The 26,092-nt window shown below is 71.1% G+C and carries 12 protein-coding genes and 1 pseudogene; all 13 read right to left on the minus strand.

Annotated features, from left to right (window positions below):
- Position 1: 1 nt before the first annotated feature.
- The 13 genes and pseudogenes from AC5Y30_RS24635 to pheS all read right to left on the minus strand — a co-directional run bounded on the left by AC5Y30_RS24635 (position 2) and on the right by pheS (position 26,039).
- The gene (locus AC5Y30_RS24635) at positions 2-6,349 is read right to left on the minus strand and encodes an SDR family NAD(P)-dependent oxidoreductase (protein ID WP_499921775.1); all 6,348 of its coding nucleotides are present in this window, start codon (positions 6,347-6,349) and stop codon (positions 2-4) included.
- Between the two features lie 19 nt (positions 6,350-6,368).
- Positions 6,369-12,752 (minus strand): SDR family NAD(P)-dependent oxidoreductase, encoded by a 6,384-nt coding sequence (locus AC5Y30_RS24640; protein ID WP_499921777.1) that lies wholly within the window; start codon positions 12,750-12,752, stop codon positions 6,369-6,371.
- 130 nt (positions 12,753-12,882) lie between these two features.
- Positions 12,883-13,944, minus strand: coding sequence for a type III polyketide synthase (locus AC5Y30_RS24645; RefSeq protein ID WP_499921779.1), 1,062 nt, complete (start codon positions 13,942-13,944; stop codon positions 12,883-12,885).
- Between the two features lie 111 nt (positions 13,945-14,055).
- Positions 14,056-15,474 (minus strand): argininosuccinate lyase, encoded by a 1,419-nt coding sequence (gene argH / locus AC5Y30_RS24650; RefSeq protein WP_499921781.1) that lies wholly within the window; start codon positions 15,472-15,474, stop codon positions 14,056-14,058.
- A complete protein-coding gene (locus tag AC5Y30_RS24655; RefSeq protein ID WP_499921783.1) occupies positions 15,471-16,688 on the minus strand; it encodes an argininosuccinate synthase in 1,218 nt (405 codons plus the stop codon). The genes argH and AC5Y30_RS24655 overlap by 4 nt, the downstream gene beginning before the upstream one ends.
- 23 nt (positions 16,689-16,711) lie before the next feature.
- Positions 16,712-17,227 carry an arginine repressor gene (locus AC5Y30_RS24660; RefSeq protein ID WP_499921785.1) on the minus strand — a complete coding sequence of 172 codons (516 nt, stop codon included), beginning with the start codon at positions 17,225-17,227 and terminating at the stop codon, positions 16,712-16,714.
- The gene (gene argF / locus AC5Y30_RS24665) at positions 17,203-18,129 is read right to left on the minus strand and encodes an ornithine carbamoyltransferase (RefSeq protein ID WP_499921787.1); all 927 of its coding nucleotides are present in this window, start codon (positions 18,127-18,129) and stop codon (positions 17,203-17,205) included. Before argF ends, AC5Y30_RS24660 begins: the two co-directional genes overlap by 25 nt.
- Positions 18,126-19,319, minus strand: coding sequence for an acetylornithine transaminase (locus AC5Y30_RS24670; RefSeq protein ID WP_499921789.1), 1,194 nt, complete (start codon positions 19,317-19,319; stop codon positions 18,126-18,128). The genes argF and AC5Y30_RS24670 overlap by 4 nt, the downstream gene beginning before the upstream one ends.
- Complete coding sequence (argB, locus tag AC5Y30_RS24675; protein ID WP_499921791.1) at positions 19,316-20,203, minus strand: acetylglutamate kinase; 888 nt, start codon at positions 20,201-20,203, stop codon at positions 19,316-19,318. The genes AC5Y30_RS24670 and argB overlap by 4 nt, the downstream gene beginning before the upstream one ends.
- On the minus strand, positions 20,200-21,414 hold the full coding sequence (argJ, locus tag AC5Y30_RS24680; RefSeq protein ID WP_499921793.1) for a bifunctional glutamate N-acetyltransferase/amino-acid acetyltransferase ArgJ: 1,215 nt from the start codon (positions 21,412-21,414) through the stop codon (positions 20,200-20,202). Before argJ ends, argB begins: the two co-directional genes overlap by 4 nt.
- A pseudogene (gene argC, locus AC5Y30_RS24685) lies at positions 21,411-22,470 on the minus strand (N-acetyl-gamma-glutamyl-phosphate reductase). Before argC ends, argJ begins: the two are co-directional and overlap by 4 nt.
- A 30-nt stretch (positions 22,471-22,500) precedes the next feature.
- Positions 22,501-24,996: a phenylalanine--tRNA ligase subunit beta gene (gene pheT / locus AC5Y30_RS24690; RefSeq protein ID WP_499921795.1), complete on the minus strand. Its 2,496-nt coding sequence runs from the start codon at positions 24,994-24,996 to the stop codon at positions 22,501-22,503.
- Positions 24,996-26,039 (minus strand): phenylalanine--tRNA ligase subunit alpha, encoded by a 1,044-nt coding sequence (pheS, locus tag AC5Y30_RS24695; RefSeq protein ID WP_499921797.1) that lies wholly within the window; start codon positions 26,037-26,039, stop codon positions 24,996-24,998. The genes pheT and pheS overlap by 1 nt, the downstream gene beginning before the upstream one ends.
- Positions 26,040-26,092: the final 53 nt, after the last annotated feature.

Consider the following 26,092-nt stretch of genomic DNA (forward strand, 5'->3'; position numbering starts at 1 on the left):
ATCAGGGGCCGACTTCATCGTCGAGGATCGCGAAAAGCTGGCTCTCGGTGGCGGTGGAGATGTCGTCGTCGAACGCGTCCTCGGGGGCCGGCAGGAGCGGCGCGGGTGACGCCACCGCCACGCCGCCCAACAGGCCTTCCAGCCGGGCGATGACCTGCGCCTTGTCGCCGGGACTCAGATCGGCCTGGTTGAGCAGCGCCTGCAGCTCTCGGGCGATGTCGTTGAAGCGGGTCATGCGATCGGGCGTCGTGACAGTCGCCCCTTGCGGGGCACTGGTGGCCAGCTGGGTCTCGAGGTGTTCGGCAAGCGCGCCCGGCGTGGGCTGGTCGAAGATCAGCGTGGGCGAAAGGGTAAGGCCGGTGGCGATTTTCAGCCGGTTGCGCAGTTCGACGGCGGTCAGCGAGTCGAAGCCGAGGTCGCCGAACGCATCGTCGGCGTTGACGTCCGCGGTGCTGTGGCCCAGTACCGCGGCCGCGTTGCTGCAGACCAGTTCGACCAATTCGCTGTGCCGCTGTTCGGGGGTCATGCCCTCCAGGCGCGCCCGCAGGCCAGTCAGGGACACCATGTCGGTGTGTTCCAGGACGCGCCGCGCCGGCCGGGCGGCCAACTGGCTCAGCAACGGCGGCAGCGTGTCGCTGTGGTGGGCCAGCGCCCCCCTGTCCAGTCGGGTGCCCACCACCATGGGGTGTTCGGTCAGCAGCGCAGCGTCCAGCAGGTCCAGCGCCTGCCGAGTGGACAACGCGCTCAGACCGGCCCGGGTCATCCTGGCCTTGTCACGCTCACCGAGGTGTCGGGTCATCGTGGAGGCCTCCTCCCACATCCCCCACGCCACCGACAGGCCCGGCAGGCCGTGGGCGCGGCGATGCGCCGCCAGCGCGTCGAGGAAGCTGTTGGCCGCGGCGTAATTCCCTTGGCCCGGCGCGCCCACGATGCCCGCCATCGACGAAAACGCCACGAACGCCGACAAATCCAGCGCTTTGGTGAGCTCGTGCAGGTTCCAGGCGCCATCGACTTTGGCCCGCAACACCGTGTCGATGCGCGCGGGCGTCAGCGACGCGATCACCGCGTCGTCGAGCACGCCGGCCGCGTGGAACACCGACCGCAGCGGGTATCGTTCCGGTACTTGTGCCAGCAACGCCGCGACGGCGTCGCGGTCGCCGACATCGCACGCCACCACCGCCACCGAGGCTCCCGCCTCGCGCAATTCGGCGGCGAGCCCGGAGATGCCGTCGGCGCGTTCACCGCTGCGGCTGACCAGCATCACGTGGGGCACCCGGTGCCGCCCGACGAGGTGCCGCGCCACCGCAGAACCCGCCATGCCGGTGCCGCCGGTGATCAGCGCGGTGCCGCCGGCCAGCCCGGCGGGCCCGTCCGGCATGGTGAGCACGACCTTGCCGATGTGGCGGGCCTGGCTGACGAACCGGTAGGCGTCGGCGGCGCTGCGGGCGTCGAAAACCTTGACGGGCAACGGCGCCAGGACACCCGCCGCGAACAGCCCCATCAATTCCGCCAGCATCTCGGCGATGCGGTCCGGGCCGGCCTCCATCAGATCGAACGCGCGATACATCACCCCGGGGTGCGCCGATGCGACGGCATCCGGGTCACGCAGATCGGTTTTGCCCATCTCGATGAAGCGCCCGCCGGGCCCCAGCAGGCGCAGCGACGCGTCGTTGAACTCCCCGGCCAGGGAGTTGAGCACCACGTCCACGCCGGCGGCGAATTTCTGTTCGAAATCCAGCGTCCGGGAATCGGCGATGTGCGCATCGTCGAATCCCATGGCGCGCAACGTGTCCCACTTACCCTGGCTGGCGGTCGCGAACACCTCCGCGCCCCAGTGCCGGGCCAGCTGCACCGCCGCCATGCCCACGCCGCCGGTGGCGGCGTGCACCAGAACTCGCTGCCCTGCCCGCAAGCCCGCCAGCACCGACAGCCCGTAATAGGCCGTCAAGAACACCACCGGCACGGCCGCGGCCTGAGCCGTCGACCAGCCCTGCGGCGCCCGGGTCACCAAGCGGCGATCCACCACTGCCTCGGAGCCGGCCAGCCCGAAGATCCCCATGACCGCGTCCCCGACGGCCACATCCGTCACGCCCGCGCCGAGTTCGGTGACGATTCCCGCGCCCTCGGCGCCCAGCTGCGCGGCCCCCGGGTACATGTTCAGCGCCACCAGCACGTCGCGGAAGTTCACCCCGGCCGCGCCGACCGCCACCCGCACCTGACCGGCCTGCAACGGCGCCGGCCCGGTCTCCTGCACCGCCAGATCCTCGAGCGTTCCGGCGTCGCCGGCGGCCAGCCGCCACACCGACGGCGGGTCGGGCAGCTGCAGCAGGGGTCGCCGGTCGGCCGGTTTCAGCCGGGCGCTGTAGGCCACACCCGCGCGCACCATCAATTGCGGCTCACCACAACCGATCACCGTTGCGACATCGAGTGTGCCGTCGGTGTCGACCAACACGACGCGGCCCGGGTTCTCGGCCTGGGCGGACCGCGTCAGCCCCCACACCGCGGCGCCGGCCAGGTCCGCGACGTCCTCGCCCGTCAGGCTCACCGCCCCGCGGGTCACCACCGCCAGGACGCCGGCCGCCTCACCTGTCAGCCAGGGTTGCAGCGCGCCCAGGGCCTGGTGGGTCGCGGCGTAGACGGAGCGCACCGTGCCCGAGCCCGTGGCCGGTAGCTCCCAGACGGTGAACTTCTCGCCAAGGTCGTCGCCGGGCAGCGGGACCGGCGACCACACCACCTCGAGCAGTTCCCCGCTGCCGGAGCGGGCCGCCACGGCCGCGGTCAGCTGATCGGCCGACACGGGGCGCGTCACCAGCGCGCCCACCGACAAGACGGGCAGCCCGGACGAGTCGGCCAGCTCGACCGACACGGCACCCGAACCGACCTGCGCCAGCCTGACCCGGACCCGCGATGCGCCGGCCGCATTCAAACTCACTTGCTGCCACGAGAACGGCAACACTGTCTCGATCTGCGCGTCGGACACTCCCAGCCCGTGCAGCGCCGCATCCAGCACCACCGGATGGATGCCGAAGCCACCGGTCGACACTCCGGCCTGGTGCGACAGCTCCACCTCAGCGAAAGTCTCGGTCCCCCTTCGCCAGACGGCCCGTAACCCCCGAAAGGCGGGTCCATATCCGTAGCCCCGGGCGGCCAGGCCGTCGTACGCACCGGTCACATCCACCGGGTCCGCACCCGGCGGCGGCCACACCGACAGGTCGGCGCCCGGCGCGGGTGCACCGTCGCTCAGCACGCCTTCGGCGTGCAGCACCCAATCGGATTGCGCGGCACGCGAATACACCGCGACCGAACGCATTCCGGCCTCGCCGGCGGCGGCTACGACCACCTGGAGGTGCACCACACCGGCCGCCGGCACCGACAGCGGCGCGGACAGCGTCAACTCCTCGACCACCGAGCAGCCGACCTCGTCGCCGGCCCGCAACGCCAACTCGACGAAGCCGGCCCCCGGAAACAGCACCGTGCCGGCGACTGCGTGGTCGGCCAGCCACGGCTGAGCGGCCAGCGAAAGCCGGCCCGTCAACACCACACCGCCGGAATCCGGGCGGTCCACCACCGCGCCCAACAGCGCGTGGTCGGCCTCGGCCAAACCCAGGCTGGCGATGTTGGCCGAGCCCACCGAATCGCTGGATAGCCAAAAGTGGCGCCGCACAAAGGCATACGTCGGCAGCTCGACGCGCCGGGCGTTGGAGTCGGCGAAGGCCGCGGCCCACCGCACCTCGGTCCCGGCCGTGAACAGCTGGCCGGCCGCCCGCAGCAGCGACTCCACTTCGGGGCGCCCCTTGGCCATGGTCACCACCGAGGCCGCGCGGTCGGTCGTCAGGGATTGCTCCACCGCGGACGTCAACGCCGCGCCCGGACCCACCTCCAGGAAGACACCGGCACCCAGGGATTCGGCCACCCGCACCCCGTCGACGAATCGCACCGGCTGGCGCACGTGGTCGACCCAGTACCCGGTGGACCCGTAGCCGGGGCCGGCCAGCTGCCCGGTCAGGTTGGACACCAACGCGATTCGCGGCTCGCCCGCCGCCACGCCGTCGGCCACCGCCGCGAAGTCCCGCGTCATCGGCTCCATCAGCGGCGAGTGAAACGCGTGCGAGACCGCCAGCCGGTGCACCCTGGCGCCGCCGGCCGCCAGCCGGTCCTCGATCGCCGTCACCGCGGATTTTTCGCCGGAGAGCACCAGCGATCGGGGGCCGTTCACCGCGGCGATGCTCACCGCGCCGTTGAGCAACGGGGCCACCTCCGCTTCCGTCGCGGTCACCGCGACCATCACGCCGCCGGCGGGCAGCGCGGCCATCAACCGGCCGCGCGCCGCCACCAGCCGTGCCGCATCGGGCAGCGACAGCGCCCCGGCCACGTGCGCCGCGGCGATCTCGCCGACCGAATGGCCGATCACCACATCCGGTGTCACACCGAAGGACTGCCACAACGCGGCCAACGCGACTTCCAGGACGAACAACGCCGGCTGGGCAAACTCGGTGCTCTGCAACAACTCCGGGTCGCTGCCCCACATCACCTCGCGCAGGGGTAACCGCGCATGGGCGTCGACCGCCGCGACGGCTTCGTCGAAAGCGCGGGCGAATACGGGAAATCGCCCGTACAGCTCGGCGCCCATCCCGAGCGACTGCGAGCCCTGGCCCGGGAACACGAACACCCGCTGGCCCACCGACCGAGTCCGGCCGACCAGCGCGCCCGCGTCCGGCCGCCCGGACGCCAGCCCCGCCAACCCCGCCGCCAGGGCCTCGCGGTCGGCGCCCAGCAGCACCGCCCGATGCTCGAAGGCCGCCCGGGTGGTCGCCAGCGACACACCCACGTCGACCGGCCGCACGCCCGCATCGGCGTCGAGCCGATCCAGCAGTCGCTGCGCCTGACCGGCAAGGGCTTCGGGCGAGCGCGCCGAAATCACCCACGGGATAACCGGATTCGCATCGTCAGGCGCAGGCTCCGGGACCGGTTCGGAAGGCGCCTGCTCGACGATCACGTGCGCGTTGGTGCCGCTGATCCCGAACGACGACACGCCCGCCCGCCGTATCCCGCCGTGCTCCGGCCACGGCCGCGGCTCGGTCAACAGCGACACCGCCCCGGCGGACCAATCCACGTGCGGTGACGGGATATCCACGTGCAGCGTCTTGGGCAGCACCCCGTGCCGGATCGCCTGCACCATCTTGATCACCCCGGCCACACCCGCCGCGGCCGAGGTGTGCCCGATGTTGGATTTGATCGAGCCCAACCACAGCGGCCGGTCCGCGGGACGTTCCTGCCCGTAGGTCGCCAGCAGGGCCTGGGCCTCGATGGGGTCCCCGAGCACCGTTCCGGTTCCGTGGCCCTCGACCACATCCACATCCGCCGCCGCCAGTCCGGCGTTGGCCAGCGCCGCCCGGATCACCCGCTGCTGTGAGGGCCCGTTGGGAGCGGTCAACCCGTTGGACGCGCCGTCCTGATTCACCGCCGTGCCGCGCAGCACCGCCAAGACGGGATGGCCCAGGCGCCGCGCGTCGGCCAGCCGCTCCAGCACCAGCACACCCGCGCCCTCCGACCACGAAGTCCCGTCCGCCGCACCGGCGTACACCTTGCAGCGACCGTCGGGGGCCAGCGCGCGCTGGCGGCTGAACTCGACGAAGGCCGCGGGCGTGGCCATGACGGTCACCCCGCCGGCCAGCGCCAAATCGCACTCCCCGGACCGCAGCGACTGCGCGGCCAGATGCATGGAGACCAACGACGACGAACACGCGGTGTCCACCGACACGGCCGGGCCTTCCAGGCCCAACACATAGGACACCCGGCCCGAGGTCACGCTCAGCGTCGAACCGGTCAGCCCGTAGCCCTCGAGCTCTCCCTTGACCTCGCCGCCATAGCCGGCGTGAATGACCCCCGCGAACACCCCGGTCGCCGAGCCCCGCAACGCGAACGGGTCAATGCCCGCGCGCTCCAACGCTTCCCAGCAGATCTCCAGCATCACCCGCTGCTGGGGATCCATGGCGAGCGCCTCGCTGGGCCCGATGCCGAAGAAACCGGCGTCGAAGTCGCCCGCGCCCTGCAGGAAGCTGCCCTGGCGGGTGTACATCTTTCCCTTGCTATCGGGGTCGGGATCGTACAACCCCTCGACGTCCCAGCCACGGTCGGCGGGGAAATCCGACACCGTGTCGCGGCCCTCGATCACCAGTTGCCACAAGTCTTCTGGCGACTGGACACCACCGGCGTAGCGGCACGCCATGCCCACCACGGCGACGGGCTCGGAAAGCCGGTCTTCCAATTCCGCGACGCGCCGCCGGGTCCGCCTGAGATCCGCCGTGAGGCGTTTCAGGTAGTCGACATGCTGCGTGGTGCCCGGCATCGTTGCTCCTTGTGGGGTGTCAGCGGCCGAGTTCTTCATCGAGGATCGCAAAGAGTTGGCTTTCGGTGGCGGCGTCGAGGTCGTCGTCGAGGTGTTCGGCGTCGGAATGATCGTCCGGGCCGAGCGCGGCGAGCAGGTTGTGAATGCGGGCGCGCAGCACCGACTTGTCGTCGGCGGTCCAGTTCGGGGCGCCGAGCAGCGCCTGCAGTTCCCGGGTTATGTCGTTGAAGCGACTCAGGCTCGGCTGATCGACGGCGCCGGCGGTGCCGGCCAGTTGGGTGTCCAGCTGCGTCGCCAGCACGGCAGGCGTCGGGTAGTCGAATATCAAAGTCGGTGAAAGGGTAAGGCCCGTCGCGTTTTTGAGGCGGTTCCGCAGTTCGACCGCGGTCAGTGAATCAAACCCCAATTCCTGGAAGGCGCGGCCGGCGTCGATGTCCGCCGGATTGGGCACGCCCAGCACCATCGCCGCGTTGCCGCAAACCAGGTCGACCAGCTCGCGCTGCCGTGCCTCGGGAGTCAGGCCGTGCAGACGCGCCGATAGCCCGCTCGTCGAGGCGGTGACGTCCGTGTCGTCGATGACGCGCCGAGCCGGCGCGGCCACGAGTTCCCGCAGCAGTCCAGGCAGCGCGGCGGCGTTCTCGGCCAGGGCGGCCCGGTCCACCCGGGCGGCAACCAGCACCGGCCTGTCGACCAGCATCGCGGCGTCGAAGGCCGCCAGCGCCTGTTCGGTGGACAGCGGTGCCAACCCGATCCTGCTCATCCGGGCCTTGTCGCGATCGCCGAGGTGCGCGGTCATCGCGGAGGCCTGCTCCCACAGGCCCCAGGCCAGCGACAGTCCCGGAAGTCCGTGGGCGCGCCGGTAGGCGGCCAGCCCATCGAGGAAACTGTTGGCCGCCGCGTAGTTGGCCTGGCCCGGGGTCCCCACGATCCCGGCCATCGACGAAAACACCACGAACGCCGAGAGATCCAGGTGCCGGGTGAGCTCGTGCAGGTTCCAGGCCCCGTCGACCTTGGCGCGCAGCACCGCGTCCACCCGATCCGGGGTCAGCGACGAGATCAACCCATCGTCGAGAATGCCCGCGGCATGCACGATTCCGCGCAGCGGATACTGCGCCGGTATCTCGGCCAGCATCGAGGACGCCGCTTCGCGGTCCGCGACATCGCAGGCCACCACCGACACCTGCGCGCCGGCCTCCCGCAGTTCGGCCACCAGTTCGGCGACCCCGGCGGCCCCGGCGCCGGCGCGGCTGACCAGCACCACGTGGGCCACTGCGTAGCGGTCAACGAGGTGGCGGGCCAGCGCCGAACCGGCCATTCCGGTGCCACCGGTGATCACCACGCTGGCCCCCGCCAGCCCGCCACCGCAGCCGCTGAGCGCTGCGCCCGGCCCGGACGGGACGGTCAGCGCGACCTTGCCGATGTGACGCGCCTGGCTGACATACCGATAGGCCGCCGAGGCGCAGCGAACGTCAAAGGTCTTCAACGGCAACGGTTTCAAGACGCCTTCTGCCAACAGTGCCACGATCTCGGCCAGCATGGCCGCCGTGCGCTCGGGGCCGGCCTCCATCAGGTCGAACGCCCGATACCGCGCGCCCCGATACTGGGCGGCGACGGCGTGCGGATCGCGCACGTCGGTCTTACCCATCTCGATGAATCGGCCGCCGGGAGCCAACAGCCGCAACGACGCGTCGGTGAGCTCGCCGGCCAGGGAGTTGAGCACGACGTCGAACCCGTGGCCGTTGGTGGCCGACGCGAATTTCGCCTCGAAATCCGTCGTGCGCGAATCGCCGATGTGGTCGTCGCCGAAACCCATCGCGCGCAGTGTGTCCCACTTGCCGCGGCTGGCGGTGACGAACACCTCGGCGCCCCAGTGCCTTGCGAGCTGTACCGCGGCCATGCCCACCCCGCCGGTGGCGGTGTGCACCAGGACCCGTTCGCCGGCGCGCAGCCCGCCCAGGACCGACAGCCCGTACAGCGCCGTCAGGAAGACCACCGGCACCCCCGCCGCCGCGACCAGCGGCAGTCCCGGCGGCACCGGTGTCAGCACGCGTTGATCCACCACCGCCTCGGAACCGACGACCCCCAGCAAGCCCATCACCGCGTCGCCGACGGCCAGACCGGTCACGCCGGGCCCCACCTCGACGACCACGCCGGAGCCCTCGGCCCCCAGCTGCCCGCCCCCCGGGTACATGCCCAGAGCCACCAGGACATCGCGGAAGTTCACCCCGACCGCGGCCACCGCCACTCGCACCTGCCCGCCGGTCAATTCGGTTCGCGGGCAAGAGCTTACGACCAGATCCTCCAGCGTTCCCTCCCCGCCGGCATCCAGCCGCCAGACCGCGTCGGGCAGCCCGACGGCGGCGCGCACCGGGCGCAACCGCGCCGCATACGCCACACCCTGCCGGATCACGACTTGCGGCTCGCCACAATCGATCACCGCGCGGGGATCGATAGAGCCGTCGGAGTCGATCAGCACCATCCGCCCCGGGTGCTCGGCTTGCGCGGAGCGCACCAGGCCCCACACCGCGGCGCCGGCCAGATCCGAAACATCCTCCCCGGCAGGGGCGACCGCGCCGCGCGTCCGCACGGCCAGCATCGCGTCGCTTTCGTCGCGCACATGAGACTGCAGCGCCGCCAATATCTCGGTGGCCGCGGCGTGCACCGCCTTCACGACGTCGCCCCCGTGATCGCCGAGTTCCCACACCGAGGCCTCGGCGCCACCGGCGCCGCCGCCCAGCGCGATCGGCGACCACGTCACGTCGAGCAGTCCCTCGGAGCGCTGCGCGGGAGCCGCCGTCAACTGCTCGGCCGAGACCGGACGCATGGCCAGCGATCGCACGGTCAGCACCGGGAGCCCTGTCCCGTCGGCCAATTCCACCGAGACCGAGCCGGCGCCGGCCGGTGCGATGCGGACCCGCGCGCGCGACGCACCCGATGCGTGCAACGACACACCCTGCCACGAGAACGGCAACACGGTCTGATCCTGCTCGGTGGCGACGCCGACCGCATGCAGCGCGGCATCCAGGAGCACGGGGTGCACTCCGAAGCCGCCATCCTGGGCGCCGGCCTCGGGCACCGCGACCTCGGCGAACACCTCGTCGCCGCGCCGCCACACGGCCCGCAGACCCTTGAAGGCGTCGCCGTATTCGTAGCCCCGCTGCGCCAGCCGCGCATAGGCCCCGGTGATGTCCACCGCGGTCGCCCCGGCGGGCGGCCAGACCGAAAGGTCCGCGGCCGGCGTCACCGTGCCGGGCCGCAGCGCTCCCTGGGCATGCAACACCCAGTCCGAATCCGGCTGGGCACCAGCGGAATACACCGACAACCGCCGCGCGCCCGACTCGTCGGCCGCGCCGACCACCAGTTGTACCCCCACACCCTCGGCGGCCGGCAACAGCAGCGGAGCCGACAGGGTCAGCTCGTCGAGCACCGCGGCGCCGACCTCGTCGGCCGCGCGGATGGCCAGCTCGACGAATCCGGCCCCCGGGAACAACACGGTCTCGCCCACCGCGTGATCGGCCAGCCACGGATGGTCCGCGGTCGACAAGCGGCCCGTCAGCACCACACCGCCGGAATCGGGCCGCGGTACCACGGCGCCGAGCAATCCGTGCTCGGCGGCGGCCAGCCCCAAGGTGGTGACGTCTTGCGAGCCCGTCGCACCACCGGGAAGCCAAAAGTGTTGGCGGACAAACCCGTACGTCGGCAGGTCGACGACCCGGCCACCCAGGCCGGCCATCGCGGCGCGCCAGTCCACGGCCACGCCCGCGACGTGGGCTTGGGCGACCGAGAGCCAGAAGCGGTCCAGGCCACCGTCATCGCGGCCGAGCGAGGGGATGACGCACCCCCGCTCGCCGTCGGGCATGGTTTCTTCGATGGCGGCCATCAGCACCGGATGCGGGCTGCATTCGATGAACGTGCTATTGCCCGCGTCGCACGCGCTGCGCACCGCGCGCTCGAATTGCACTGTGCGCCTGATGCTTTGGAACCAGTAGTCGGCGTCCAGGCGCGCGGTGTCCATCGGTTCGCCGGTGACCGTGGAGAAGAAGGCGACCGCGGCGGACCGCGGCTCGAGGCCGTGCAGCGCCTCGGCGAGGGGCTCGCGAATCGCGTCCACCTGCGCGGAATGCGATGCGTAGTCGACGTCGATCCGGCGGGCACGGAGATTCTCGGCTTCGCACCGTTGCATCAGTTCGCCCAGTGCGTCTACCTCGCCGGACACCACCACCGCCGCAACACCGTTGACTGTCGCGATATTCAGTCGTTCGCCCCAGCCGGCGATCAGCTGCTCGGCGCGCGCCAGACTGCACGCCAACGAGACCATGCCGCCGCGGCCCGACAACCGCACCAGCAGCCGGCTGCGCAGCGCGACCACCCGGGCGGCGTCCTGAAGCGACAGCGCCCCCGCCACATAAGCCGCCGCGATCTCGCCCTGCGAATGGCCGATCACCGCATCGGGGACCACTCCCACCGAGCGCCACAGTTCGGCCAGCGACACCATCACCGCCCACAGCGCCGGCTGCACCACGTCCACCCGGTCCAATCCGGGTGCGCCCGGGGCACCGCGGATCACGTCGATCAGCGACCAGTCGACGTAGTCGGACAGCGCGTCAGCGCAGCGCCGCAGGTGCTCGGCGAACACCGTTGAACTGTCCAGCAATTGAGCGCCCATGCCGGCCCACTGCGACCCTTGGCCGGGGAACACGAACACCGTCTTGCCCACCGGCTGCGCCCGGCCCGTCACCAGGCCCGCACCCTGTTCACCGCCCGCCAACGCCGTCAGCCCACGCAGCAACTGCGCGCCGTCGGCGCCCACGACGACCGCCCGGTGCTCGAAGCTCGACCGCGTCGCGATCAGCGACCAGCCCACGTCCAACACCCGCGCCCCGGGATCGGCCTTCACTCGGGCCAGCAGGCGCGCGGCCTGATTCGCCAGCGCATCGCCCGAGCGGGCCGAGAGCACCCACGGCACCACCACGTCATCATTTGGGCGCGTGCCGATTTCCGGCTGCGGGACATACTGCTCCACGATGACGTGCGCATTGGTGCCGCTGATGCCGAACGAGGAGACACCCGCGCGGCGCGGCCGGTCCACCGCCGGCCAGGGCAGCTGCTCCGTCAGCAGCGAGACCGCCCCGGCGGTCCAATCCACGTGCGGCGTCGGCTCATCCACGTGCAGCGTCTTGGGCATCACGCCGTGGCGGATCGCCTGCACCATCTTGATCACCCCGCCGGCACCCGCGGCCGCCGAGGTATGGCCCATGTTCGATTTGATCGATCCCAGCCGCAGCGGCCGATCCGCCGGGCGGTCCTGCCCGTAGGTCGCCAGCACCGCTTGAGCCTCAATGGGATCGCCGAGCGTGGTGCCGGTGCCGTGGCCCTCGACCAGATCGACGTCGGCCGTGCCCAGCCGCGCATCGGCCAGCGCCGCCCGGATCACCCGTTGCTGCGACGGCCCGTTGGGCGTCGCCAGGCCGTTGGACGCGCCGTCCTGATTCACCGCGGACCCGCGTATCACGGCCAGCACCGGATGCCCGTGCCGCCGGGCGTCGGACAGCCGCTCCAGCACCAGCACACCGACGCCTTCGGAGAACCCGGTGCCGTCGGCGGCACCCGCATAGGCCTTGCACCGGCCGTCGGCGGCCAGGGCGCGTTGCCGGCTGAACTCGATGAACATCGCCGGTGTGGCCATCACCGTCACTCCGCCGGCCAGCGCCAGATCGCATTCGCCGCCACGCAACGACTGCGCCGCCAAGTGCAGGGCCACCAGCGACGACGAACACGCCGTGTCCACCGAGACGGCCGGCCCTTCGAACCCCAGCGAATAGGCCACCCGGCCCGAGGCCACGCTCAAAGTCGAGCCGCGCAGGCCGTATCGCTCCAGGTGTCCCGGGACCCGTCCCTGCCCCCCGTAGGAGCCGTGGAATATCCCGGCGAACACACCGGTCGCCGACCCGCGCAGGGTGGCGGGGTCGATCCCGGCCCGCTCCAGCGCCTCCCAGGACACCTCGAGCAGCAGCCGCTGTTGCGGGTCCATGGCCAGCGCCTCGCTGGGGGCTATCCCGAAGAACGCCGCGTCGAAATCCGCGACGTCCGAGAGGAACCCGCCGCACCGCGCGTAGGACTTGCCCACGGCGTCGGGATCCGCATCGAACAAACCCGTCAAGTTCCAGCCACGGTCCGCCGGGAACTCCGAGACCACATCGCGGCCGTCGACCACCATCTGCCACAACGCCTCCGGTGAGTCCACGCCGCCCGGGTACCGGCAGCCCATGCCGACCACCGCCACCGGTTCGGTCGCTCGTTCGGCTAACAAGCCAAGGTATTCGCGGTTCTCGCGCTTGAGCCGCTCGGTTTCTTTCAGCGATTGGCGAAGAGCCTTGATCAGCTCTTCGGTGTTGCCGTTCATCGAAGGCGGCCTCTCGTGTCACTCACAGCGATACTCCCGCGACGGACGTGTCCCACGCCGGCCCGCATCCCCTCGCCAAACTTTCAAGCCCAAGAAGCGACGCCTTGAAGTAGAAGTGCACGGGCCAAAATCAGTGCCAACGCAACAACACCAATTCGGAACAGAACCCTGGACCCATCGCGAGCATCAGGCCGGGGCTTCCACTCGCCGGCGGCTTGGCCATGGTGTCGCGCAGCACATGCAACACCGACGCCGACGAGAGGTTGCCGATCTCGCCGAGCGAACGCCAGGTCAGTTCGAGTGCCTCCGGCGGCAGGCCGAGTGCAGAGTTGATGGCCTCGATGACCTTGGGGCCGCCGGGGTGGCTCACGAAGGCGCCGATGTCGCCCGTGGTCAAGCCGTGCGCGGCGAGGAACTGCGTGACATCGGCTTCGATGTACTGCTCGACGACGGCCGCGACGTCCTTGGACAGCACCAGCTCGAAGCCGGTGGCGCCCACGTCGAAGCCCATGGTGCGCAGCGAGTCGGGGTACAGGTGGCTGCGCGAGTCGAGGATGGTGGGCCCGCTCGGCGCCAGTTGTTCGGCACGCCGCTCGCCGACGGCCACCACCGCCGCGGCGCCGTCGGCGAACAGGGCGCTGCCGACCAGGCCGGCCAGCGACGGGGTGTAGCCGGGATAGGTCAGCGAGCAGAGCTCGACGGAGATCAGGGCGGCCACGGCGTCGGGTGCGCCGCGCAGGTAGTCGTTCACGCGGGCCACGCCCGCGGCGCCGGCGACACACCCGAGGCCGAACAGCGGCACCCGGCGCACGTCGTCGCGAAGACCGAGCTGCGCGGCGATCCGGGCGTCCACGGAGGGCACGCTGAGGCCGGTGACGGTGGTGGTGATGAGCACGTCGACGTCCCGCGGCCGCAGCCCCGCCTCGTCGAGGGCGCCGGACAGCGCTTCGCAGCCCAGTTTCACGGCGTGCTCGGTGAAGATCCGGTTCGCCGTGCCGAAGTCGGTCAGCGCGGGGTACTGCTCCAGCGGCAGCACCAGGTGGCGGCTGCCGACCTTGGAGCTGGCATGCAGCTGCCGGACGATGTCTTCGTAGCCCTCGAACTTCGGGATGCTCACGAAGAAGTCGGTGAGCTCGCGCTGCGAGTATCGGTGCGGCGGCAACGCACCGAAGACGCCGGCGACGACGCTCATCGTTCTTCCACCCCTTGATGACGAGGACCCCGCCCCAAATGTTCAAGCCGATCGCTGTGAGGCCGAAGTCTAGTCTGCCTGTCACAGCCCGTCAGGGAAAACAAGCCCATCTCAATCGTCGTCGCGCAGCTGGCTTTTGAGCCTATCGGCGCTGGCCAGGACGGTTTTGATCTGCTCGGCGACCCGATCCGGCGCGGTGCCGCCTCGCGCGTCGCGCGACGACACCGAGCCCTCGATCGTCAGCACCTCACGGACCTGTGGCGTGAGATCGGGGCTGATGGCGGCCAATTCGTCGTCGGTCAGTTCGTCGAGTCCGACGGCCCGCCGCTCCGCGGCGCGCACCGCGGCCCCGGCGGCCTCGTGCGCGGAGCGGAACGGCACCCCCTGTCGCACCAGCCATTCGGCGATGTCGGTGGCCAGCGTGTAGCCGGCCGGGGCCAGGGCGGCCATCCGCTCGACGTCGAAGGTCAGGCTGCGCAGCAGCCCGGCCATCGCCGGCAACACCAGTTCCAGCTGGGCGACGGAATCGAACACCGGTTCCTTGTCTTCCTGCAGGTCGCGGTTGTAGGCGAGCGGCTGGGCCTTCAGCGTGGCCAGCAGGCCGGTCAGGTTCCCGATCAGGCGGCCGGACTTGCCGCGCGCCAGCTCGGCGATGTCGGGGTTCTTCTTCTGCGGCATGATCGAGCTGCCGGTCGACCACGAATCGTGCAGGGTGACGTAGCCGAATTCCGTCGAGCTCCACAGGATGACGTCCTCGGCCAGGCGGGACAGGTCGACACCGATCATGGCGAACACGAACGCGGCCTCCGCGGCGAAATCCCGGGCGGCCGTCGCGTCGATCGAGTTGTCGGCCGCGGCGGTGAAACCGAGCTCCGCGGCGATCGCGTCGGGATCCAGGCCCAGCGACGAGCCGGCCAGCGCGCCCGAGCCGTACGGGGACACCCCGGCGCGCCTGTCGAAGTCGACGATCCGGTCGACGTCGCGCAGCAGGGGGTGGGCGTGCGCCAGCAGGTGGTGGGCCAACAGCACCGGTTGCGCGGACTGCAGATGGGTCTTACCCGGCATGATGGCACCGGGGTGGGCGGCGGCCTGGGCGGCCAGCGCGGCAACGACGTCCAGCGCCCCGGCGGCGACCCGGCGCACCGCGTCGCGCAGCCACATCCGGAACAGCGTGGCCACCTGGTCGTTGCGCGACCGGCCGGCGCGCAGGCGGCCGCCGAGGTCGGGTCCGACCCGGTCGATCAGCCCGCGTTCCAGCGCCCCGTGCACGTCTTCGTCGGTGACCAGGGGCGCGAAGCTGCCGTCGGCGACGTCCGAGGCGAGCTGGTCCAGGCCGGCCAGTAACCCGTCGCGCTGTTCTTCGTTCAGCAGCCCGGCCCGGAACAGGATCACGGTGTGCGCCCGCGAGGCGACGATGTCGTAGGGGGCCAGCACCCAGTCGAAGTGGGTGGACTTGCTCAGCGCGGCCAGCGCATCCGCCGGGCCGTCGGCGAACCGCCCGCCCCACAGCGACCCCTCGCGAGTGCTCACGCGTCGGCCGGGCCCGTTGCGGTCTGGTCCCGGCGGGAGGCGATCTTCGACGACAGCCCGTGCACGTAGACGAAACCCTTTGCGGCCGACTGGTCGAAGCTGTCGCCCTCGTCGTAGGTGGCCAGGTTGAAGTCGTACAGAGATTCCGCGCTGCGGCGGCCGTTGACCGCGATGTGGCCGCCGTGCAACACCATGCGCACTTCACCCGACACGTGCTCCTGGGTCCTGGCGACGAAGGCCTCCAGGGCGTCCTTGAGCGGTGAATACCACAGCCCGTCATAGACCAGCTCGGCCCAACGCTGATCAGTGTGCCGCTTGAACCGGCCCAGTTCCCGCTCCAGCGTGACGTGTTCGAGTTCGGTGTGCGCGGTGATGAGCACCATGGCGCCGGGCGCCTCGTAGATCTCGCGGCTCTTGATTCCCACCAGCCGGTCCTCGACCACGTCGAGGCGGCCGACGCCCTGGGCGCCCGCGCGGGTGTTGAGTTCCTCGATGGCGCCCAGCACCGAGACGCGCTTGCCGTCGATCGTCACCGGCACGCCGCGCTCGAACCCGACGATCACCTCGTCGGGCGTGCTCCAGTTCAGCGTGGGGTCCTCGGTGTAGGCGTACACGTCCTTGGTCGGCGCGTTCCAAAGATGTTCCAGGAAACCGGTTTCCACCGCACGACCCCACACGTTCTGGTCGATGGAGAACGGCGAGCGCTTGGTCACGTTGATCGGGATGGCGTTCTCTTCGGCGAACGCGATCGCCTTCTCCCGCGTCCACGCGTAATCGCGAACCGGCGCCAGCACCTCGAGATCCGGTGCCAGCGAACCGAATCCGACCTCGAACCGGACCTGGTCGTTGCCCTTGCCGGTGCAGCCGTGGGCGACGATGCTGCCGCCGTGCTCGCGCGCCGCCGCCACCAGGTGCTTGACGATCAGCGGCCGGCTGATCGCCGACACCAGCGGGTAGCGGTCCATGTAGAGGGCGTTGGACAGGATCGTGGGCAGGCAGTATTCGTCGGCGAACTCGTCGCGGGCGTCGACCACGACGGCTTCCACCGCGCCGCAGTCCAGGGCCCGCTGGCGAATGACCTCCATGTCTTCGCCGCCCTGGCCGAGGTCGATCGCCACCGCTACGACCTCACGGCCGGTCTCCTTGCCGATCCAGCTGATGGCCACCGAGGTGTCCAGACCGCCGGAATACGCCAGGATGACGCGTTCTGACATAAATCTCCTTAGGTTGAAACGCTTTACGTGAGTTTTTCCAGGGTGGCGGCCAGCTCGGCGCCGGTCATCGGCTCTCGAGCGGCCACGAAGACGGTGTCATCGCCGGCGATGGTGCCGACGACGTACGGGAGCGCCGCGCGGTCGATCGCGCTGGCCAGGTAGTCGGCGGCGCCGGGCGGGGTGCGCAGCACCGCGAGGTTGGCGCTGGCGTCGGCCGACACCAGCAGTTCGCTCAGCAGCCGGGACAGCCGTGCGGTGCCGCCGGATACCCCGCGCACCGGGTTGCCGTCCTCGGGAACCATGTAGACGCCGACGCCGCCGTCGGCGCCGCGCAGCTTCACCGCGCCCAGCTCTTCCAGGTCCCGCGACAGGGTGGCCTGGGTGACGTCGATGCCCTCGTCGGCCAGCAGCGCGGCCAGTTCGTTCTGGCTGCGCACCTCGGCCGACGACAGGATGGCCACGATGCGCGCCTGCCGGCCGGCCCGGGTGGTTTCGGGCGTGGTCTTCGAGCGGGTCACGAGTGGCGCTCCAAAAGCCATGCCAGCAAGGCCTTTTGGGCGTGCAGCCGGTTTTCGGCCTCGTCCCAGACCACGCTGGCCGGGCCGTCCATCACCTCGTCGGTGATCTCGTCGCCGCGGTGAGCCGGAAGGCAGTGCAGCACAATCGCTTCCGGGTCTGCCAGGGACAGCAGCCGGGCGTTGATCTGGTAGGGCCAAAACGGTGTGCGGCGGTCCAGCCCGTCGTCCTCCTGCCCCATCGACGTCCAGGTGTCGGTGACCAGGACGTCGGCGCCGCGCGCGGCCGCGTCGGCGTCGGGGGTGACGGTGACCGAGGCGCCGGTGTCTTCGGCGCGCCGCCGGGCCGCTGTCACGAACGCCGGGTCTGGGGCGAAGCCGTCCGGCGCGGCAATGGTGACGTGCAGGCCGGCCGTGACGCCACCGAGCATCAGCGAGTGGGCCATGTTGTTGGCGCCGTCACCGAAATAGGTCATCCGCAACCCGGTGAGCGCGCCCTTGCGCTCGGCGATGGTCTGCAGATCGGCGAGCACCTGGCACGGATGGAATTCGTCGGAGAGCGCGTTGACCACCGGCACCGTCGCGGTCGCGGCCATGGCCTCGAGGCGCTCCTGGCCGAACGTCCGCCAGACGATGGCCTCGACGTAGCGCGACAGCACCCGCGCGGTGTCCTCCAGGGTTTCGTCGCGGCCCAGCTGGGTGCTGCGGGCGTCGACGACGACGGCGTGCCCGCCGAGCTGGGCGATGCCCATCTCGAACGAGAACCGGGTGCGGGTGGAGTTCTTGTCGAACAGGACCGCGACCCCGCGCGGGCCGTCCAGCGGGCGGGCGCTGAAGGGATCCTTTTTCAGTTCGGCGGCCAGTTGCAACACCTCGGCCTGCTCGGTGGGCGACAGGTCGTCGTCGCGAAGGAAGTGCCTCGTCATGCGGCGGCTCCGGCGGATTCATCGAGGATGCCCGGCAGCGCCGCGACGAAGCCGTCGATCTGCGCCTCGGTGATGATCAGCGGCGGCGCCAGCCGCAGGACATCGGGTGCGGCCGCGTTCACCAGGAACCCGGCCCGGCGTGCGGCCGCTTCGGCGTCTTTGGCGCGCGGCGCGGTGAGCGCCACCCCGCAGAGCAGGCCGCGGCCGCGCACGTGGTCGATCAGCGGGTGGGCATGCGCCTCGATGCCGTGGCGCAACGACTTGCCCAGCGTCTCGGCGTGCCGGACGAGGTCCTGCTCGGCCAGCACCCGCAGCACCGCGAGCGCCGCCGCCGCGCAGATCGGATTGCCGCCGAAGGTGCTGCCGTGCAGCCCGGGGGTCATCAGGTCGGCGGCCGGGCCGACGGCCAGGCAGGCCCCGATGGGCAGGCCGCCGCCGAGCCCCTTGGCCAGCGTCACCACGTCCGGGGTGATGCCGTCGTGCTGGTGGGCGAAAAACGTTCCGGTGCGGCCCATCCCGGTCTGCACCTCGTCGAGCACCAGCAGCGCCCCGTGCCGCGCGGTGATGTCGCGCGCGGCGACGAGGTATCCCTCGGGCGGGACGACGACACCGCTCTCCCCCATGATCGGCTCCAAGAACACGGCGGCGGTGGCGTCGTCGACCGCGGCGGCCAGCGCGTCCGCGTCGCCGTAGGGCACGTGCGTGACGTCGCCGGGCAGCGGCGCGAACGGCGCCTGCTTGCTCGGCTGGCCGGTCAGCGCCAGCGATCCCATGGTTCGGCCGTGGAAAGCCTCTTGTGCGGCAATCAGTTTCGTGCGCCCGGTGAGTCGCGACAGCTTGAACGCCACCTCGTTGGCCTCGGCCCCGGAGTTGCAGAAGAACACCCGCGCGGGCACCTCGGTCCCGAGCAGCGCGACCAGTTGCTCGGCCAGCGCGACACCGGGTTCGGTGGCATACAGGTTGGAGGTGTGCCCCAGCGTCGACATCTGGTGGGTGACGGCCTCGATGATCGCGGGGTGGCGATGGCCCAGGACGTTGACCGCGATCCCGCCGAGCAGGTCGAGGTAGGTCTTGCCGTCCACGTCGGTGACCACGGCGCCGTCCCCCCTGGCCAGGGCCATCGGCGGGGTGCCGTAGTTGTTCATCATCACGGCTTCCCACCGCTGTTTGATGGCGTCGGTATGGCTCACAGGCGCACCACCTTGGTGCCGGTGCCCGCATCGGTGAACAGCTCGACCAGCACGCAGTGTTCGACGCGTCCGTCGATGACGTGCGCGCTGGGCACGCCCGCGGTCACCGCCCGCAGGCAGGCCTCGACTTTGGGAATCATGCCCGCCTCCAGCGTGGGTAGCAGTTGCGACAAAGTGCCGGCGTCGATTTCGCTGACCAGCGAACCGCGGTCCGGCCAGCTGGTGTACAGGCCTTCGACATCGGTGAGCATCAACAGCTTTTCGGCGCGCAGCGCTTCGGCCAGCGCCGCCGCGGCGGTGTCGGCGTTGATGTTGTGCACCACGCCTTCGGCATCCGGGGCCAGCGTCGAGACCACCGGAATACGCCGTGCGGCAATCAGATCCAGCACCGCGGCGGTGTTGACCCGTTCGACATCGCCGACCAGGCCGATGTCGGTGGCCACGCCGTCCACGGTGACGCTGCGCCGCACGGCGGTGAAGAGCTGGGCGTCCTCGCCGGTGATGCCGACGGCATACGGTCCGTGGGCGTTGATCAGGTTGACCAGTTCGCGGCCGACCTGGCCGAACAAGACCATCCGCGCCACGTCGAGCACTTCCGGTGTGGTGACCCGGAATCCACCCTTGAAGTCCCCGGGGATGGCGAGCCGGCGCAGCATCGCGCTGATCTGGGGGCCGCCGCCGTGCACCACCACGGGGTGAACGCCACAGTTGCGCAGGAAAGCCATGTCAGCGGCGAAGGCGTGCCGCAGCGTGTCGTCGGTCATGGCGTTGCCGCCGTACTTGATGACGACGACCTTGCCGTGCAGTTGCTTGAGCCAGGGCAGGGCTTCGGCGAGCACCTGCGCCTTGACCGCGGTAGGTAGGGCTTCCGTTGAGGCGCTCATGAGCTGTAGGCCGAATTCTCTTCGACGTAGCCGTGGGACAGGTCGGTGGTCCGGATGGTGACCCCACCGTCGCCGAGCGCCAGATCGACCGTGATGTCGATGTCGGGTCCCGAGAGGTCCACCGCACGCGCGCCCGGGGCCCCGGCCCCCTCGGCGAAGACCTCGAAGCCGTTGAACGACACGGTGATCCGGTCGGGGTCCAGGGCGACGGGCGCCATGCCGACGGCGGCGAGCACCCGGCCCCAGTTGGGATCCGAGCCGAACACCGCCGTCTTGACCAGGGAGTCGCGGGCGATCGTCCGGGCCGCGACCAGCGCGTCGTCCTCGGAGGCGGCCCCCTGCACGGTGACATTGACCCGCTTGGTGACGCCTTCGGCGTCGGCCTGCAGCTGGGCGCACAGGTCATCGCACACCCGCAGCACCGCCTCGTCGAGATCGGCCTGGCTGGGAGCGATTTCGCTGGCGCCCGACGCGAGCAGCAGCACCGTGTCGTTGGTCGAGCACGCGCCGTCGATGTCGAGCCGGTCGAAGGTGCGGGCGCTGGCGTTCCGCAGAGCGGAGTCCAGGGCCGCGGCGTCGACGGCCGCGTCGGTGGTCAGCACACAGAGCATCGTGGCCAGCGACGGCGCGAGCATGCCGGCGCCCTTGGCCATCCCGCCGACCGTCCAGTTGCCCGGATGGTGCAGCGCAACCTGTTTGGGCACCGTGTCGGTGGTCATGATCGCCTGGGCCGCCTCGTCGCCGCCGGACAGCCCACCGGCCATCTCCTGCACGATCGCGCGCACCCCGGCGAGCACCTTGTCCATCGGCAGCCGGTCACCGATCAACCCCGTCGAGCACACCGCGACCTCGACGGCGCCGGTCTCGGTTCCCCAATCCGACAGCGCGGCCGCGACGGCTTCCGCGGTGGCGTGCGTGTCCTGAAACCCGCCCGGTCCGGTGCAGGCGTTGGCGCCGCCGGAGTTGAGGATCACCGCGCGCAGCGCGCCGGTGCTCAGCACCTGCTGGCTCCACAGCACCGGCGCGGCTTTGACCTTGTTGCGGGTGAACACCCCGGCCGCCGCGTAGTCGGGTCCTTCGTTGAGGACCAGGGCCAGGTCGCGATTGCCCGAGGCCTTGATCCCGGCGGCGATGCCGGCGGCCCGGAATCCGGCCGGCGCGGTGACGCCTTGTTCGCGCAGCAACCGCGCCTCGGCCGCGGTGGACGTCATGGCGCCACCCCGATCACCGAAAGGCCGTCGGTCTCCGGCCAACCCAGCGCCAGGTTCATCGATTGCACGGCGGCTCCGGCCGTTCCCTTGACCAGGTTGTCGATCGCGGCGATCGCCACGAACGTGCTCGCCGCCTCGTCGACCGCGACGGCGATGTGCGCCGCGTTGCTACCGATCACGGCCCCGGTGCGGGGCAGTTGTCCTTCGGGCAGCAGGTGGATGAAAGGTTCTGCGTGGTAAGCTTTTTCGTAGGCTTCGCGCAGCCGCGGCAGCGGCGCCCGAGTGCGTGCGGTGCATGTCGCCAGGATGCCGCGCGACGTCGGGATGAGCACCGGGGTGAACGACACGGTGACGTCGCGACCCGTGACGGCGCCCAGGCCCTGGGCGATCTCGGGGGTGTGCCGGTGCGCCCCGGCGATGTTATAGGCCCGCGCCGAGCCGATGACCTCCGCGCCCAGCAGGTCGGTCTTGGCGGCGCGGCCGGCCCCGGAGGTGCCGCTGACGGCGACCACGGTGACGGCGGGCTCGATGAGGTCGGAGGCCACCGCGGGCAGCAACGCCAGCAGCGCCGCCGTCGGGTAACAGCCCGGTACCGCGATGCGCCGCGCGCCGCGCAGCCGCTCGCGCGCGCCGGGCAGCTCCGGCAGCCCGTACGGCCAGCTGCCGGCGTGCGGCGATCCGTAGAACCGCTCCCAGGCGGAAGCGTCGGTGAGCCGGAAGTCGGCGCCGCAGTCGATGATCAGCGTGTCGGGGCCGAGCTGCTGCGCCAGCGCGGCCGAATGGCCGTGCGGCAGGGCCAGGAACACGACGTCGTGGCCGGCGAGCGCGGCGAGGTCGGTCGGTTCGACCACGCGCTGGCCCAGCGGTGTCAGGTGCGGGTGGTGCTCGCCGAGCGTGCTGCCCGCGCTGGCGGCCGCGGTCACGGCGCCGATCGTCAGGCGCCCGTGCGCGTAGGCCGGGTGCCCGAGCAGCAGGCGTAGGATTTCACCGCCGGCGTATCCGCTGGCACCGGCAACCGCCACCTTCATCCCGTCGGCCATTCCGCCGATTCTGCATGGTTATGCAGTGGTTTGCAAATCCATTCCACTAGGCGCGCAACTCCGCGCCGACCGCCTCGGCCGCGCGGCGGACCGCCGCATCGCGGGCCGCGGTGGCGTCGTCCTCGGTCAGCGTGCGGTCGGGCGCGCGGAACCGCAGCGCGAACGTCAGCGACTTGCGGTCCTCGCCGATCTGCGGGCCGGTGAACACGTCGAACAATTGAAGGTCTTCGAGCAGCTCGCCCGCGCCCTCGCGTACCGCGTCGGCCACCGCCTGGGCCGGTACGTGTGCGGGCACCACCAGGCTGAGGTCCTGGAACACCGCCGGGAACGGCGACACCCGGGGCGCGGGCAGGGTCAGCGGGATGGGCATCGCGTCCAGGTTCAGCTCGAGGGCGCAGGTGCCCCTGGGCAGCCCGGAGCGTTCGGTCACCGCGGGATGCAGCTGGCCCGCATGACCGACCGGGGTATCCCCGACGAGCACTTCGGCGCACCGCCCCGGATGCCACGGCAGGTACTGCGCCGCGCGCAACCGTACGTCGATCCCGCCGGCGCGGGCGATGATGCGCACCGCCTCGAACGCGTCGGCGGCCTCGGCGCGGCGGCCGGGACCCCAGGGTCCGCGGCGCTCGCGCAGGCCGGTCAGGACCGCCGCGACGTGCTGCGGTTGCCGCGGCAACGACGCGTCGAGCGCGGCGATTTCGCCGTCGGTGGGCCGGCGGTCGACGGCAATGAGCTCCACGGCGCGGGTTTCCGCCGTCGGCTGGACCACCTGCGCCACGGCATACAGCGAGATGTCGACCAGGCCGCGAGAGACGTTGCGCACCAAGGCTTCCAGCAACGCGGGCAACAGCGTGGTGGCCAGCTGCGGGCGGTCGGCCTCGAGCGGGTTGAGCACGTCGGTGGTGGTCCGCCGTGGGTCGTCGGCCGCCAGGCCCCACAGGTCGAAGACACCGGCGGGCAGAAACGGGGTCGGCAGGATCTCGACGTACCCGGACTGTGCCAAAGACCTGCCGATGGCGCGGCGGCGCTTCTGCACCGCGGACAGGCCCCGGCCGGCCGGCGCCGACGGTAGCACCGACGGAATGACTTCCAGCCCCTCGAGCCGCAGCACCTCCTCGACGAGGTCGGCCGGCTGCACGAGGTCGGGCCGCCAGCTCGGTGGGGTCACCGTCAGAATGCCGTCGCGCTCCGCCACGCCGGCGCCGATCTGGGTGAGCCGCTTGGCGGTCGTACCCGGCGCATAGCCCACGCCGGCGACGCGATCCGGCAGGTCGACGGCGATCTCGAGGGGCGAAAGCGACCAGTCGTCGCGCGGCGGGTCACCGCGCCAATCGGTCAGGCCGTCGCCGACCTCCCCGCCGGCGATGTCGGCGAGCAGCGTGGCGCACCGGTCGAGCGCGGCTACCGAGATGGCCGGGTCCACGCCGCGCTCGTAGCGACGCGCGGCTTCGCTGGGCAGGTGCAGCCTGCGCTGGGTGCGCGAGACGGCGGCGGGATCCCAGACCGCGGCCTCGAGCAGCACGTCGGTCGAGTCGGCGCGCACCTCGGTGCTCGCCGCGCCCATCACGCCGCCGATCGCGGTGGTCGCCGTGTCGTCGACGATGAGGACGTCAGCCGGCTCGAGTTTGCGCTCGATGTCGTCGAGGGTCACCACGGTCTCGCCGGGCCGGGCGAACCGCACGCCGAAGCTCCCGGTGATTCGCTTGCGGTCGTGGGCGTGCATGGGGTGGCCGAGCTCGAGCATCACGTAATTGGTCACGTCGACCGCCGGGGAGGTCGCGCGGATGCCGGACAGCAGCAGCCGGCGCTGCAGCCACCACGGCGACACGGCCGCGGGGTCGATGCCGATGACCGGTCGCAGCGCGAAACGCCGCACCCCGGTGCCGGGCTGCACGGTCAGCGGCCACGCCTCCCCGTCGACCGGCAGCGGCTTGACCACCTGGCTGCCGGCGGGATCGACGTAGTCCAGGTCGTAGGCGCAGGCGATCTCGCGGGCCAGGCCGCGCAGCGACATGCAGTAGCCGCGATCGGGCGTGATCGCCAGGTGGAAGATCACGTCGCCGAGTCCAAGCACCGCCGCGCCGCCGGCTCCCGGATCGGCGGTGCCCGGGGGCAGCACCAGGATCCCCGAGTGGTCGGCGCCCATGCCGAGTTCTGCTGCCGAGCAGATCATTCCGTCGGAGTTGCGGCCGTAGGTCTTGCGGGCGGCGATGGTGAAGTCACCGGGCAATGTGGTGCCCGGCAGCGCCGCGACGATGAGGTCGCCCACCACGAAGTTGGTTGCACCACAGACGATTTCGCGGACGCTGCCCGCGCCGACGTCGACGTGGCAGAACCGGATCGGCTTCTTGAAACCGGTGAGTTCTTCGATGGCGGTGACCCGGCCCACGGTCAGCGGGCCCTCGACCGGCCCGAGGATGATCACCTCTTCGACCTCGTGGCCGATGCGCACCAATGTCTGTTCGAGCTCGTCTGGGGTGACGTCCCACTCCGGCGCCCCAGCCGCCACGATCTCACGTAGCCAGCTGTACGGAACGCGCATCAGGCACCCACCCCGAACGGCAGCGAGAAGCGGACGTCGCCCTCGACCATGTCGCGCATGTCCGGAATGCCGTTGCGGAACTGCAACGTCCTTTCCAGCCCCATGCCGAATGCGAAGCCGGAGTACGCATCCGGGTCAATCCCGGCGGCGCGCAAGACGTTCGGATGCACCATCCCGCAGCCGCCCCACTCCACCCAGCCGGGGCCGCCCTTCTTGCCGACGAACCAGACGTCGACCTCGGCGGACGGTTCGGTGAACGGGAAGAAGTGCGGCCGGATCCGGGTGCGCGCCTCGGGACCGAACTCGGCGCGTGCGAATGCGTCCAGCGTTCCCCGCAGGTGCGCCATGGTCAGGCCGCGGTCCACCGCCAAGCCCTCGACCTGGTGGAAGACCGGCGTGTGGGTGGCGTCGAGTTCGTCGGTGCGAAACGTCCGGCCGATCGACACGATGTAGACGGGTAGCTCGCGGGCGAGCAGGGTGCGGACCTGCACGGGCGAGGTGTGGGTGCGAAGCAGTTGGCGGGAACCGTCGGGCGCGACGTAGAAGGTGTCCTGTTCGCTGCGGGCGGGGTGGTCGGCCGGGAAGTTGAGCGCGTCGAAGTTGAACTGCTCGGTCTCGACCTCCGGGCCCTCCGCCAGTTCCCAGCCCATGGCGATGAAGGTGTCGGCGATGTGCTCGGCCAGGATCGTGATCGGGTGCCGGGCGCCGGCCGGCTGCCGCGTCGAGGGCAGCGTGACGTCGATGCCTTCGGCGACCAGCACCGCGGCGTCGCGTTCGGCGCGCAAAACCGCGAGTCGCTCGTCGTAACCGTGTTGGGCTTCGGTTCGGGCGGCGTTGACCCGCTTGCCCGCGTCGGCGCGCTCGTCCTTGGGGACGCCGCCCAGGGCCTGGCGCGCCAGCGCCAGCGGTGAGCGGTCACCGAGGTGCTCGGTTTTGACGCGCGCCAGAGTGTCGAGATCGCCGGCACGCGTGAATGCCTCCCGGGCCGCGCTGACCGCTTGGGCCAGGGCTTCCGGCGACAGGTCGACGGGTCGATCGGCCACGCGGCGACACTCTCCTTGCTTCAAGGTTGGCTGCACGTTGCCCGCAGCAAGTG

The sequence above is a fragment of the Mycobacterium sp. NGS27 genome, assembly GCF_059813005.1.